The sequence below is a fragment of the Desulfuromonas sp. genome (assembly GCF_002868845.1).
Lineage (GTDB): Bacteria > Desulfobacterota > Desulfuromonadia > Desulfuromonadales > BM501 > BM501.
The window spans coordinates 87,114-100,972 of the sequence record NZ_PKUB01000006.1 but is presented as its reverse complement, the minus strand read 5'-3'; the positions used below and the strand labels follow the sequence as shown (position 1 = coordinate 100,972).

The 13,859-nt window shown below is 60.7% G+C and carries 10 protein-coding genes and 1 pseudogene; 2 read left to right on the top strand and 9 right to left on the bottom strand.

Features of this window, described 5'->3' with window-relative positions; translation table 11 throughout:
- Window positions 1-14 precede the first annotated feature (14 nt).
- On the bottom strand, window positions 15-710 hold the full coding sequence (locus C0617_RS01700; protein ID WP_291315287.1) for a transposase: 696 nt from the start codon (window positions 708-710) through the stop codon (window positions 15-17).
- Between the two features lie 313 nt (window positions 711-1,023).
- On the opposite strand from C0617_RS01700, the gene C0617_RS01695 reads away from it, so the two are divergent.
- A complete protein-coding gene (locus C0617_RS01695; RefSeq protein WP_291315286.1) occupies window positions 1,024-1,848 on the top strand; it encodes an XRE family transcriptional regulator in 825 nt (274 codons plus the stop codon).
- Window positions 1,849-2,155: 307 nt separating this feature from the next.
- Window positions 2,156-6,157 (top strand): hypothetical protein, encoded by a 4,002-nt coding sequence (locus tag C0617_RS01690; RefSeq protein ID WP_291315285.1) that lies wholly within the window; start codon window positions 2,156-2,158, stop codon window positions 6,155-6,157.
- A gap of 82 nt (window positions 6,158-6,239) precedes the next feature.
- On the opposite strand, the gene C0617_RS01685 is transcribed toward C0617_RS01690, so the two are convergent.
- The 8 genes and pseudogenes from C0617_RS01685 to C0617_RS01650 all read right to left on the bottom strand — a co-directional run bounded on the left by C0617_RS01685 (window position 6,240) and on the right by C0617_RS01650 (window position 13,700).
- Window positions 6,240-7,475, bottom strand: coding sequence for an LL-diaminopimelate aminotransferase (locus C0617_RS01685; RefSeq protein ID WP_291315284.1), 1,236 nt, complete (start codon window positions 7,473-7,475; stop codon window positions 6,240-6,242).
- Window positions 7,476-7,630: 155 nt separating this feature from the next.
- Window positions 7,631-8,434 (bottom strand): 4-hydroxy-tetrahydrodipicolinate reductase, encoded by an 804-nt coding sequence (gene dapB / locus C0617_RS01680; protein ID WP_291315283.1) that lies wholly within the window; start codon window positions 8,432-8,434, stop codon window positions 7,631-7,633.
- 178 nt (window positions 8,435-8,612) lie between these two features.
- Entirely contained in the window at window positions 8,613-9,488 is an 876-nt protein-coding gene (gene dapA, locus C0617_RS01675) for a 4-hydroxy-tetrahydrodipicolinate synthase (protein ID WP_291315282.1), read from the bottom strand.
- 117 nt (window positions 9,489-9,605) lie between these two features.
- Window positions 9,606-10,382: a lipoprotein gene (locus C0617_RS01670; RefSeq protein ID WP_291315281.1), complete on the bottom strand. Its 777-nt coding sequence runs from the start codon at window positions 10,380-10,382 to the stop codon at window positions 9,606-9,608.
- A 45-nt stretch (window positions 10,383-10,427) separates the two neighbouring features.
- A pseudogene (locus C0617_RS01665) lies at window positions 10,428-10,719 on the bottom strand (argininosuccinate lyase); the annotation flags it as partial.
- Between the two features lies 1 nt (window position 10,720).
- A partial coding sequence (gene argH / locus C0617_RS01660; RefSeq protein WP_291315280.1) for an argininosuccinate lyase occupies window positions 10,721-11,816 on the bottom strand: 1,096 nt, incomplete at its 3' end.
- 206 nt (window positions 11,817-12,022) lie between these two features.
- Complete coding sequence (locus C0617_RS01655; protein ID WP_291315279.1) at window positions 12,023-13,198, bottom strand: hypothetical protein; 1,176 nt, start codon at window positions 13,196-13,198, stop codon at window positions 12,023-12,025.
- 4 nt (window positions 13,199-13,202) lie between these two features.
- On the bottom strand, window positions 13,203-13,700 hold the full coding sequence (locus C0617_RS01650) for an NUDIX hydrolase (RefSeq protein ID WP_291315278.1): 498 nt from the start codon (window positions 13,698-13,700) through the stop codon (window positions 13,203-13,205).
- Window positions 13,701-13,859: the final 159 nt, after the last annotated feature.

The window sequence follows — 13,859 nt, the reverse complement described above, 5'->3', positions numbered from 1 at the left end:
AACAGGAGACGGAGTTACTTGCCGTCCTTTCGCGGCCGCCCCCTGCCCCGCAGCTCGACGCGGCGGTTCAGGCGGGACTCGATTTCGTCCACGAAAGCCTTCCCTCCGGTCAGTTGGCCGCGCCGGACCGCGCCGAGGATAACCTCCTTCTCCTCGTCGGAGATGCTCTGCCGCATAAACTCGTCGTAGTTCTGCCGGCGCCCCTCGTCCGTCGCTCCCAGGCCCAGGTAGAGGGGGTCGTCGTCGAGCCAGGCGTACCTTTTATGTGAGACCTTGGAACTGCAACTGGACCACGGATAGGCGGCAGGATCGTCGCACATCCCGGCGAACACCGGGTTCATCTCCACGTAGCGGCAGCAGGCCAGCAGATAGGCATTGCTTTCGATGGGGCTGGACTTGAAGCGCCCCTCCCACAAGGTGCCGCTGCGCCCCTCCAGGCGGTTGACGAACCGGGTCTGCCGTCCCGCCAGTCTCTTCATCAGGCGGCTGAGGCTCTCGGCGTCCTCTCCCGGTTCGACGATCAGGTGGAGATGGTTGGTCATGAGGCAGAAGGCGTAGACCTTACACCCGAAGCGCTCTTTCCATTCGCCCAGATTGTCGAGGTAATAGCGGTAATCGTCCCCGTCGGCGAACACCGTCTGGCGGTTGTGGCCGCGCTGAATGATGTGGTGCGGATATTCGGGGAGGAGGATGCGGGCTGTTCTTGGCATGGGGGGAGGCTAGCATGGCGGGATAGTGGGGACAAGAAAATAAATCTGTCCCCTTTTTGTGCTGTCCCCTTTTTGTGCTTTTTGTGCCCTTTTTGTGTCCTTTTTGTGTCCTTTTTGTGTCCTTTTTGTGTCCTTTTTGCTGATGTCTTTTTGGACTATGTCTGTTTGTCAAGCCTGACTCGAAGGCCTCGCGGCCCTTCCGAGATTAAAATCGGTAATGTGTCCCCCCCCTCCCGCCACTATCGATGTTGACAAATAACCGTGTATAACCTAAATTTGTGTAAAACACTAAAGCGGGTTTTGGAGGTTCGCTATGGTTGCAAACAAAATTAGGGAATTCCGCAAAGAGAAGGGTTTCACGCAGGCACAGCTCGCAGGTGCAGTTGGGACCAGTCAGCAGCAAATCCAACGTATTGAAACAGGGAAGCAATCTGTTCGATTTGAGCTTGCTGTAAAGATTTGCGAAGCACTTGGTCGAGAAATGGTGAAAGTTTTTCCGGAGTCAAAGAGGCCGATTGCCAAGGTGCTTAGTGCAATAGACCCTTTTGAAAGGCTCATGATGGATGAGGGCTTGGGCGAGGATATGGGAAAAGCGGGGATAGAGATGGATCCACGTGTTTTTCGCTTTAAGTATCGGCTGCGTGGTGGTGCCGAGGGTGAGCTCCCTTTGTCAGCCAAGGAAAACAGTTTTCTTTGGAAAAAAATTCAAAGCGATGACATGTCAACTCCGTTTGTAGTTTTCAGCGCCTACAATAAAATGGTTGCTTTAAATAGAAGGCACTTGTTGTATTGTCACTTTCTTTGGGATTCTCCATGCTATGAGGCGAATGAGGAGGAGTTCTATGGTTTAAATGTCTACTTAAATGACTCGAAACATGGACTTAGTTTTCGTGTAGACGCCGATGAAGACAATCCAGAGGATGAAGAAGATGACGGACAGATTGGAGATATGTTATTCATGTTGGAAACGAATGTTGAAGAAAACTATATGATTTCATTTATAGATGAGGATGGTGAACGTGCATTCTTTAGAGCAATGGATGTCGCAATGGTTGAAGTCCCATTATGGATAATTGACCCAGACATTCTGACTGAGGAAGAGCTGGCTGAAGAAGAAAGTATGGGTGTGGAATGTTAGGGGGTGGATGCCTCGCGGAACTTCCAAGATTAAAATTGGTAATGTGTCCCCCGAAGCAGGTACGCTCCTTAAGTTTCCTCTATATTGAGGCCTTTCGGAGAAACTTTATCCAGTTCAATCTTCCAGCCTAAGCGTTGCCTTATAAGATATGTTTTCGGCGCCAGAGCTTAAGCCTGATATGAGTTAGCTTTGTGGGGCAGATTCCTCGGGGCAACACCGGCACTTGCTACTTAGGTTATGGGCTTGCTGGTCGCTGTGATCGTATATCCGAGCCATGGTTGATCCGCAGTCTTATTGAAGGGAACTTATGGTTGCCATTTCCGGAGTTGTTGGCAAGATCAGCAGCAGCCTTGCGGTTAGGGTCCTCGGGAGTGTACTCAGCGAAGGGCCCATTGACAAGAAGGCCGAGCGGGAACTCTCGCGGGCGTTCGAAAGGGCGGTCCAAACGTTCTTCGCCGAGTATGGAGATCACTTCGGGAAACCAAAGGATTATTTCCTTGCCCGTGCGGAAAACCGCGATTACGTCATCCAGTCGTTGCATTTCAGCGCCGGGGATTGGGATACCGACGAACTAAATCCGGAAGGATACGATGGGTCCCCCCCAGCCACCCGGGAAGCCCTCATCTTCTTCCTGAAAGCTCTTTACGAGGAAGTGCGCAAGATCCCGATTCTCGACCAGATTTTCGCACAGAAGCGCCACTTCCTCGAAGAGGGGCATGGTTTGGCGCTAACCCAGGAAATTCTCGCCGGGCAGAACCAGTCAAATCAAAGACTCGTTGAGATTCAAACCACCCTAGAAAAGGGCGTCGACCACTCTACCTTGGACCTTGTCCATGATGGGGTTGAGGGGCTTCGTGACGAAATGAAGGAAATCCGTGCTCTCGTCAGGGCAAACTCGCTACCAGAATGTCGCGGTCTGGGCTCGAGCTCCCACTGCGCCGATCGCGCACCTGCCGATACCGACACCCTCATGGAAGCCTATCACCAGCAACTCGACCAATATCGAGACCTCCTTCAGGCCCATCAGCCCACCACGGCCCTCGGGCTCCTCGAAGGGTTCCGGGCGAACACTTGGGACAAATGTAGCCCCGCCGTTCGTTTCCGGGTCCTTACCAATATCGGCGCCGCGCACCTTGCACTTGGCACCCGGGACGAGGCGGCTCGCCTGTTTCTCGAGGCAGAGGCTTTTGACCCCAAGGCCGAAAAAGCTCTCTGCAACGCCGCCCTAGCTCACCTTATCCTCGGAGATCCCGAAAAGGCTCTTCAAATATCCCGGGAGGCAGCTGCCTGTCACCCCGATAGTGGGCAGGCCCACTCGCTGGTGGTGGCCGCAACGGCCGAGAGCGGAGACGATACCGATCCACTCAGGCTGGTTCCCCAAGACCTTCAGGGCCGGCCCGAAGTCGCCTTTCATATCGCCGAATTCTACCGCAAGCGGGGAAACATGATCTGTTGCCGCGACTGGATCAGGCGCGCCTACGATCTGGATCCAACCTCCTGCGACATCCGAAACCACCTCGCCCAGACCCTCCTCGAGGAGGTATTGGAAGATCAATCGGTCCTTTACGAAAAGAATCTCCTCCCCGAGCAGGAAGCGCTGCTGCTCGAGGCCCGGGACCTATTCTCCACCTTATGGGAAGACCTGCAGAAAGCCGAAGCACCGGACCTGATTTCCTCCATCGGAATAAACCTTGGCGCCACTTTCGGTTTGCTCGGCGACCCGAACGAAGCCAGGCGGATTCTGGACGAGACAGCAGCCAGAGGGGCCAAGGATCCCCTGCTGTTCCGGCAGCAGGCCATCCTCGCCATGGAACGGAACGAACCCAGTTCCGCCGCTCAGATCCTGCAGAAACTGCCCGAGGGGAGTTTCCCGGGGCAGGCCCTGTTCGAGGCGGATGCCCTAGTCGCAACCGGGCGATATGAAGAGGCCCAAACCCGAATAGAGTCTTTTTTGGCCGGGTCTGAATCAGAGGAGGCCGTGGCGGTCGCCAAGGCGCTGCGGGTTCAAACTCTACAGAGGATTGAGGGGCCCGAAGCTTGTATCGCATCGGCCGAAGCGGCCTCCCGAGAGCACTCGGGGAATGTCCGGCTCCTGGTCGTACTCGCCAACGCCCACCAAGTCAACGGCGAGGCGGCGGAGGCGCTGAGGTGTGTCGATAAGGCAAGGGACCTGCTGCAGGAGGGTTCCCCCTACTTTGACCGGGTGGTTGTCGCAGAAGGGTATTTCGAGCTCGGGGAGTACGGCCAAGCGCTGCCACTGTACCGGGATCTGGCCACCCCTCCGCACAACTCGAAGGCCCTGCAACGCCTGCTGATCTGTTTGGTGGAGGAAGATATGACAAGGGAGGCCCTGAGTCGGATTCAGAGTCTTCCTGTGGAATTTCTGCAGAATCCTTTTTACAGCAAGATCTCCGCACATATCCACCTTCGCGTCGGCAACGAGGGCGAGGCACTGAGGCTACTGGAACTTTACCTCGATGCCTCCCCGAAGGACCTGCGCAGCCGGCTGAACTGGTTGCATCTCCTTGCCAAGAAGGGGCAGAGAGAGAAGGTAGTCACGTTCCTGAAGGGTGTTTCTCACGATCCCGAAGCTGATTCCGAGGCCCAGGTCGCTCTCTTCCAGATAGCGGCACGCCACGGTCTCTTTGAAAGGGCTTGTGGGCTAGCTTATCGCACCGTGCGGGACGGGCGCCCCGCCGAGACAACCCATATGGGGTACATAAACCTTTTCTTGATTCAGGGAAACAACTGGTCGCCGGAATTCAAAACCTCTCTTAGCCCGAGTTGTGTCTGCCTGGATACTGCCTTTACGATTGAGGCCCAGGACGGACGGACGACAACCTACATCATTGAGGATACGCCTGGTTCAAACCCATTCGGGGAAAGCTTTCCCCCTAGCCACCAGCTCGCCGTTCGGGCTATGGGCTTGAAGGTTGGGGAGAAATTCGCCCTGATCGAGGACCCATTCAAAACAGAGATGGCTCGAATCACGCAGATCAGGCACAAGTACCTTCACGCCCTTGAGAATATCCGCGATGGCTTCGAAGTTCGCTTCCCCGGCCAGCAAAGCCTTTTCAGCCTCTCTCTTCAAAAAAACCAGAACGGGACTCTCGACCTCCAACCCATCATCGATTCTCTTGGCCGGAGAAAACAGGCCGCCCTCTATTTGGATGCTCTGTACCGACAGCACCCCATTCCTATAGGGGTGGTGGCAAAAAGGTTCGGTACCCACCCTGTCGATCTCTGCCTGGGGATGATGAACATGCCCGGGCATCCGGTCTTGTGCTGTGAGGGGACCCCGGAGGAGCGGGACAGCACTCTGAGAGCCCTCGCGCAAAGCGAAGCTGGTTTTGTTGTCGACCCAGTGACCCTCTATTGCCTGCATGCCCTTGAGATCCAGGGCCAAGTCCTCGCAGCGGCAGGCCGCCTCGGGGTCACCCAGTCTGGACTGAACCTGCTTTTGCGCTTGGCGGAAGAGAGGCGATTGTTCTCTGGGTCAGGAACCCTCCGTGCGGAAGGTAAAGCGATCCACTTTGCAGAACACACAGAGGAGGGAAAAAGGAGATCCGTCCAGTTTGTCGAGGGGGTGATCGCCTGGGCGGAATACAACTGTGATCTTCTGCCCGCCGTCGGCGCGGCTGATGCCGAAGGTCGGCTGCGGGAGTTTGACTCCCTCATGGATGTAGCTTTCGTGGACACCCTGTTAGCGGCCAGTGGGTCGGGACGGATGATTTTGTCGGACGACCTCCGGCTGCGTGCCTATGGGAAGGGCGCCTTGGGGGTCGAGGGGGCCTGGACCCAAATCCTACTGAACTACGGGGCCGAGGAGGGGCAGATCGCCGAGCAGGATCTTCGCGAAGCTACGACGGGCCTCATCCGGGGGAATTTTTCCTTCTTGAGCATCAATGCGCGATACCTTGAACACCTCGGCGAGGCTTTCGGGTGGAGCATCGCCCCCGACCTCGAGAAAGCTTTGGCCCGCCTTGGGGATCGAAATGTCGACCCGGTGACCTCACATCGCGTTGCGGTCGATTTCCTGCTCATCCTCTGGCAGCGCCAACTCTTCCATGGCAAGAAGGAAAAAATCACCTACGCGGTGCTGAACCAACTCTTCCGGCACGGGGGAAACAAAATTCCCCTTGGTGTGAATGCCTTGGCCAAGTTTATGGTGGGTGCCCACTGCTTCGGCCTGCTGTCCGAGTCAAGCCTGATGCGTTTCCAGTACAGTATGGCACAGTGGTGCATAGGGCACTTCATACCAATCCCCCCCTATCTGGTACGGCGCGAGTTACGGGGACAGCATACTTAATTGGTGGTCTTGCGTTGAGTGAGGCCAAAGAAAAAGGGCGACCAGCAGGTCGCCCTTTTTCGTGTCGATAGGTGGAAAAGATCTACTTCCCCCACTTCTCCCGAATCCGCGCCACCGCGGTCTCGACATTCTCCCGATCCCCGAAGGCCGAGAGCCGGAAGTAGCCTTCGCCGCTGGGGCCGAAGCCGCTGCCGGGGGTTCCGACGACGAAGCACTCGTTGAGGAGCTTGTCGAAGAAGTCCCAGCTGCTCATCCCTTCCGGCGTTTTCAGCCAGATGTAGGGGGCGTTGACGCCGCCGTAGCACTGAATTCCCGCTTCGGTGAGGCCTTCGCGGATGATGCGGGCGTTCTCCATGTAGTAGTCGATGACCTCCTTGACCTGGGCCCACCCCTCGTCGGAGTAGACGGCCTGGGCGGCTTTCTGGACCGGGTAGCTGACGCCGTTGAACTTGGTGCTCTGGCGGCGGTTCCACAGCTTGTTCAGGGAGACCTTCTCGCCGTCCTTTGTCGTCCCCATCAGCTCCTCGGGGACGACGGTCAGGCCGCAGCGCACCCCGGTGAAGCCGGCGGTCTTGGAAAAGGAGCGGAACTCGATGGCGCACTTCTCGGCACCCGCGATCTCGTAGATGGAGTGGGGGATGCCCGGCTCGGGGATGAAGGCCTCGTAGGCGGCGTCGTAGAAGATGACGGCGTCGTTCTTGATCGCGTAGTCGACCCAGCCCTGAAGCTGCTCCCGTGTGGCGACGGTGCCGGTGGGGTTGTTGGGGAAGCAGAGGTAGATGATGTCGACCTTCTCTTCGGGGTAGGCGGGGGCGAAGTTGTTCTCCGCGGTGTAGGGCATGTAGACGATGTTCTCGTAGTAGCCCTGCTCGTCCGCCTCGCCGGTGCGGCCGACCATGACGTTGGTGTCGTTGTAGACCGGGTAGACCGGGTCGCCGATGGCGACCTTGCAGGAGAGGTCGAAGATGTCGAGGATGTTGGCGCAGTCGCACTTGCTGCCGTCGCTGATGAAGACCTCGCTCGTTTTCAGCGACACGCCGAGGGGCTTGTAGGCCTTGTCGATGATGGTCTCGATGAGCCACCCGTAGCCCTGCTCGGGACCGTAGCCGTGGAAGGTCTCCCCCTTGGCCATGTCGTCCACGCCGTCGTGGAAGGCCTTGAGCACGGCCGGCACCAGCGGCTTGGTGACGTCGCCGATGCCGAGGCGGATGACCTTGGCGTCGGGGTGGGCGGTGGTGAATTCGCTGACCCGGCGGCCGATCTCGGGGAAGAGGTAGCCGGCCTTCAGTTTCAGGTAATTGTCGTTGAGACGTGCCATGAATTTCCTCCGGAAAAAACTTTTTAAATCAGATTCTGTCTCACGCAAAGCCGCAAAGACGCCAAGAAAATCAAGACCTTGATTTTGGTCTTCCCTTGCGGCTTTGCGTCTTGAGTGAGCGCAGCGGACGGGCGTGAGAAAAAGGGTGTGAAAACTTATTTCAGGCCAAGAACGTCCTGCATGTCGTAAAGGCCCGGTTCTTTGCCGGCCAGCCAGCCGGCGGCGCGCACCGCCCCGCGGGCGAACATGTCGCGGCTCATGGCGCGGTGGGTGAGCTCGATGCGCTCGCCCATGCCGACGAAGTAGACGGTGTGCTCGCCGATGATGTCGCCGCCGCGCACGGTCTGCATGCCGATCTCTTCCTTGGTCCGCTCGCCGCACATCCCCTCGCGGTGATAGTTGGCGACCTTGTTGTAGTCGCGGTCGAGGGCGTCGGCGACGATCTCGCCCATGCGCACGGCGGTGCCGCTCGGGGAGTCCTTCTTCTTGTTGTGATGCAGCTCGACGATCTCCACGTCGAAGGCCTCGCCGAGGGTGGCGGCCATGTCCTTGAGGAGCTTGAAGCAGAGGTTGACCCCGACGCTCATGTTGGGGGCGAAGACGACGGGGATGGTCCCGGCGGCATCCTCCACCACGGCGCGCTGCTCGGGGGTGAGGCCGGTGGTGCCGACCACCATCGTCTTGCCGAGCTTTTTGCAGACTCCCAGGTTGGCCAGGGTGACCTCGGGCCAGGTGAAGTCGATCAGAACGTCGGCGCCGGAGAGGGCCTGCTCCAGGGAGTCGGTGATGGCGACGCCGAGCTGGCCGCAGCCGGCCACGAGGCCTGCGTCCTCGCCGAGCTTCGGATTGCCGGGCGCCTCGACGGCCCCGGCGACCTGCAGCCCCTCGGCCTCGGTGACGAGGGTGATGATGCGCCCGCCCATGCGGCCGGCGGCGCCGGTAACGGCAACCTTGATCATGCGTGAATCCTTTTGGTTTCACCACGGAGGGACTGAGACACAGGGAAAATCCGGCTTGGGGAAAATCCCTAATCCCTCTTCCGGTTTGTGGTCACTCTTCCGTGGTTCTGTGGCAATGGTAGTGTGCTTTGGCCTGGCTTGAGACGCGTCACGTGTCACGCGTCACCCGTCACGGCCTTCAAATCACATCGTATTTCATCAAAATCGCCTTGAGCTTCTCCAGGCTGGCCGGCTGCATGCCGACCAGGGGCAGCCGCACGTCGGCGCTGATCTTGCCCATCAGGCCCAGGGTGGTCTTCACCGGGACCGGGTTGGCTTCGATGAACATCGCGGTGTGGAACTCGAGGAGCTCCAGGTGCAGTTTGCGGGCGGTGGCGTAGTCCCCCTCTTCGGCGGCGGTCACCATCGCCTTGACCCGGGCCGGGATGGCGTTTGACGAGACGGAGATGACCCCGACGGCCCCGCAGGCCATCATCGGGAAGGTGAGGAAGTCGTCGCCGCTGATGACGTCGATCTTGTCGCCGGCCTTGGCGAGAATCTCGCTGACCTGGGTCAGGCTGCCGGAGGCCTCCTTGATGGCGACGATATTGTCGATCTCGGCGAGGCGGGCGGTGGTGTCGGAGGTCATGTTGATGCCGGTGCGCCCGGGGACGTTGTACAGGACCTGGGGCAGGGCGACGGCTTCGGCGATCGCCTTGTAGTGCTGGTAGATTCCCTCCTGGGAGGGTTTGTTGTAGTAGGGACAGACCAGGAGCAGGCCGTCGGCCCCCATCTCCTTGGCTCCCTCGGAGAGGTGGATGGCCTCGGCGGTGTTGTTGGCGCCGGTGCCGGCGATCACGGGGCCGCGCCCCGCCACCTGGTCGATGCAGACGTGGATGACCCGGGCGTGCTCCTCGAAGCCGAGGGTGGCGGACTCGCCGGTGGTGCCGCAGGGCACGATGACGTCGGTACCGTTTTCGATCTGGAACTCGACGAGCTGGCGGTATCCTTCTTCGTCGAAGCGCCCCTCTGCGTCGAAGGGGGTGACGATGGCGACCATGGACCCCTTGAACATAACAACCTCCTCCTCAAAAATCTTTGTGAAAAAGCGTCCTGGATGACCGATGTGGGGCTGTTGGACGGGCTAAACAGGTATTCCTAGCACACCTTTTGGGCAATGTCAAAGACCGTTCTACTGGCCCTCGCGAGGGACGATTTCGCCGATTTCGACGGCGATGCTTTCGACCCGCAACCCCCCGATGGAATAGAGGGCCCGCACCCCGTAGCGGTAGGGTTGATCGTTTTGGACCTCGAAGTCCTCGTAGCGGGGTTCGGCCGCGGGCTCGATGTTGATGGGCCGGGGGGGGAAGGGGGCGCCTGGTGCGCGCCGGTAGACGTGGTAGCCGACCAGCTCGGCCAGGGGCGGACCCGGCAGCGGTTTTTCCCAGGAGAGACGAACCAGGCGGTCGAGGCCCTCGCCCGCGACCCGGCCCGGGGCGGGGGGCGGGGGAAGAAAGGGGCGGCGGGCCGAGGCCGAGGCCCCGACACGGCCCGAGCCGGTGTAGGGCGCGACCCGGTAGCGGTAGCCGGTGGCCGGCTCCACTTCATAGTCGACGATGCTCAGCCGGTCGTCGGAGCGGTCGGCCTCGAGCAGGTAGTCGAGGTCGACGATCTGCAGCAGGATCGAGGTGTCGCGGCACTCGGGGCAGTCCTCGGCCGGGTCGTAGTCCATGCGGTAGACCCGGAACCCCTCCAGGTTCTTGAGTTCGGAGCCGTCCTGGTTGCGGGTGGGAATGGTCCACTCGATGAGCATGCGTCCCCCCTGCTGGTGCAGCACCAGGTCTGGGGGAGCCGCAGGCATGGGCTTGCCGAGCGGGCGCAGGGGCCCCTTGCGCCCGCAGCCGGACAGGGTGGCGAGAAGGAGCAGGAGGGCGACGAGGATCAGGCTCTTTGTAAAGTGCTTTGGCATCCGGGTTTTCCTGCGTTCTTTGACCGTTCGAGTTCGGAGGAGGTTTTATTGTTCCCCGGCCCGCTCCCGGCGCGCCCTGGCGATCTCTCGCTCGACAGCCTCGCGGGCGGTGCCGCCGGTGGCGCGGCGGGCGTTGACCGAGGCGTCGAGGGTCACGAAATCGTAGATGTCCTCGCCGATGCTCTCGGAGAACTGGCGGAACTCCTCGAGGCTCAGTTCGGGGATGTCCTTGCCCGTTTCGAGGCAGTAGCGCACCGTCTTGCCGACGATCTCGTGGGCGTTGCGGAAGGGGATTCCCTTGCGCACGCAGTAGTCGGCCACGTCGGTGGCGGTGGAGNAGAAGCCGCGGGCGGCGGCCACCCGCATGTTCTCAGCCTGGACCTTCATCTCGGCGATCATGTCGGCGAAGATCTTGAGCGAGCCCTTGACCGTGTCGACCGTGTCGAAGAGCGGCTCCTTGTCTTCCTGCATGTCCTTGTTGTAGGCAAGCGGCAGGGCCTTCATCAGGGTCAGAAGGCTGATCAGGTTGCCGTAGACCCGGCCGGTCTTGCCCCGCACCAGCTCCGGCACGTCGGGGTTCTTCTTCTGAGGCATGATGGAGCTGCCGGTGCAGAAGGCGTCGGTCAGTTCGACGAAGGCGAAGTCGGCGCTCGACCACAGGATGAGCTCTTCGGAGAGGCGCGAGAGGTGCATCATGAGGATGGAGGAGGCGGCGCAGAACTCGAGGGCGAAGTCGCGGTCGGAGACCGAGTCGAGGCTGTTGCGCGTGACCCCGTCGAAGCCGAGCTCGGCGGCGACCCATTCCCGGTCGATGGGGAAGGTGGTGCCGGCCAGGGCCCCGGCCCCGAGGGGCAGGACGTTGAGGCGCTTCAGCACGTCGGCCATGCGCCCGGCGTCCCTTTTCACCATCTCGTAGTAGGCGAGCATGTGGTGGGCGAAGAGGATCGGCTGGGCGGTCTGCAGGTGGGTGTAGCCGGGCATGATCACCGCGAGGTTCCCCTCGGCCTGTGCGAGGAGGGAGCCCTGCAGCTTGTCGAGGTATTCGAGGATCTCGGCCAGCTCGTCGCGCAGGTAGAGGCGCACGTCGAGGGCGACCTGGTCATTGCGGGAGCGGGCTGTGTGCAGCTTGCCCCCGACCGTGCCGATGCGCTCGATGAGGCGCGCCTCGATGTTCATGTGGATGTCTTCGAGGCTGACGGAGAATTCGAAGCTGCCCGCCTCGATCTCGGCGAGGATCGCCCCGAGGCCTTCGACGATGGTGTCGGCCTCGGCGGTCTCGATGATCCCCTGCCGGGCTAGCATCCGCGCGTGGGCGATCGAGCCCTGGATGTCGTAGCGGTACATGCGCTGGTCGAAGTCGATGGAGGCGGTGAACTCCTCGACGAACTTGTCGGTGGGCTGGGTGAAGCGGCCTGCCCAGGGTTTGTCGCTCATATTTTTCTTCTCCTGTGGAAACGGCCCTTTTTCGCAATCTCGTCGTCGGCCTTCATTCGCTGCTTGTGCGGCGTACCTCGGTACGGCTCCGCGCGCTCACTCGGCTTCCTTGATCTTGCGAAAAATTGCTCATTTCTTGGGGCTGTGGTTTTTTCCTAAAACCGAAAACATGGAACATGAAACCTGCAGATGAAGACCAACAACGATCAGAGAATCTTTCCCTCGCCCCCGGCCTCGGCCACGCCCCGCACCAGCTCCTCGCCTGCCATGCGGATCCAGCCGTGTTCCCGGGACGGCCGGAAGACGGCGTGGATCTTCAGGGGGACCCGGGTTGTGCGGGGGTCGAGCTCGTGGAACAGGGGAAGGTTGAAGTAGTAGAGCCTTGTTTCGAGGCCGAAGCGCAGCCGGCACACCGGCAGGCCGTCGAAGTCGTCGGTGGCGAACTCGGCGAGCCGGACCTGCTCCAGCTTGTGGTGCTTGTGAATGATCACCGAGGAGTGCCCGAAGGTGCCCTCGCCCTCGATGCCGTCGCATTCGGTCTCGGCGGAGGCGTTGCAGAAGACGGTGGTGGTATCGCGCACCCCGGGGGTGTATTCCAGGTACTCCCCGTAGAAGCCGTTGATCACGTCGCGGAAGGCGTGGTGTTCGGGCTTGGGGTTGCACTCGATGACCATCAGCAGGTCGAGGCGCTGCCGGGTCTCGAAAAAGAGTTCGTCGGCTTTCTTGATGATGACGCTGATGTTCGACTGGTAAAGGTCGCGGTAGACGTAGTCGAGGCAGATCAGGGCCATGAAGTTGAAGCAGCTCGGGTGGCAGCGGAACAGAGGGAAGATCTTGCCCCGGTAGAGGTCGTGGAAGGCGTCGAGGTTCTCCTCCCCGACAAAGGGGTGGCTCTTGGCTTCGAGGAAGACCCGCAGCCGGCCGTCGGCTTCTTTGGCCGCCACCACGCACCAGTTGACCGGCACCTGTTCCACGTCGCCTGCGTCGAGGTCCTCCTCCACCGAGGCGAGGGCCTCGGCGTTGTCTTCCCGGTAGCGCTCCAGGACCTGGCGGTACTCGGACAGTCGCACATGCTCGACTCCGAAGACGGTCACCGTGTTGGGGCGGAAGCGCTCGCCGACGAGGGCGATGGCCTCCTCGACCCGGTCCGCCGGCAGGGTGCTTTCGGGGAAGAGGAGGAAATGGAGTTTTTTCAGGTTCCCCTCGCCCTCGGCCACCATTTCCAGGATGGAGCGCACCTGGCCCCATTTCTGCTCGGGGTCGGCCACCCTGTAGGCGAAGTCCGACAGGCGCAGGCGGTTGGGGATCTGGCAAACCAGGCTGTGCAGGTGGTGGCCCGAGGGGAATTCGAGGTGGATGTCTTTCTCGACGACGCGGACCATGGCCTCAGACCCGGGACGAGTCGAAGCCGCCCGGCACTTCGCCCTCGGCGCTGCGCGCCGGCGGCGCGCCGTTGCTCCAGCCCAGGTCGGGAAAGACCTTGGAGAGGATGTGGCGGGTGCCGGCGGGCAGGTCGTAGGAGAGGAGCCGGTCCTTGGGCACCCATCGGGCCTCGGTGCACTCCTGCCCGTCGGGGACGAGGTCCCGGCTCAGGGGGGAGGCGCGGTAGTAGAGGATGATGAAGTGGTCGTTGTCGGCCCCGACGCTGACGTGCTCGAAGACGTCGATGAACCCCTCGACGTGGACCTCGATCCCCACCTCCTCGAGCACCTCGCGGTGGAGGGCCTGCAGAATCGGCTCGCCCGGGTCGATCCGGCCCCCCGGCATGACCCACTGGCCGCAGAAGGGGTGGATGCAGCGCCGGGTGAGGACGATGCGCTCCTGCGCGTCGACGATGCAGGCGACCACCGAGGTCTTGATGTGGGGTTGTTTCTTGAAGTCCATGGCCGGCGCGGAAACGGCCCTTTTCTGCAATCTCGGCGTCAGACTGCGGGATGACACTCTCGACGTACCCGGGTACGCCTCGAGGATCATCCCTTGTCTTCCTTGACCTTGCAAAAAATGGCGCGTTTCTTTTCCCCTCGGGGTTCAATCCTTAAAGCT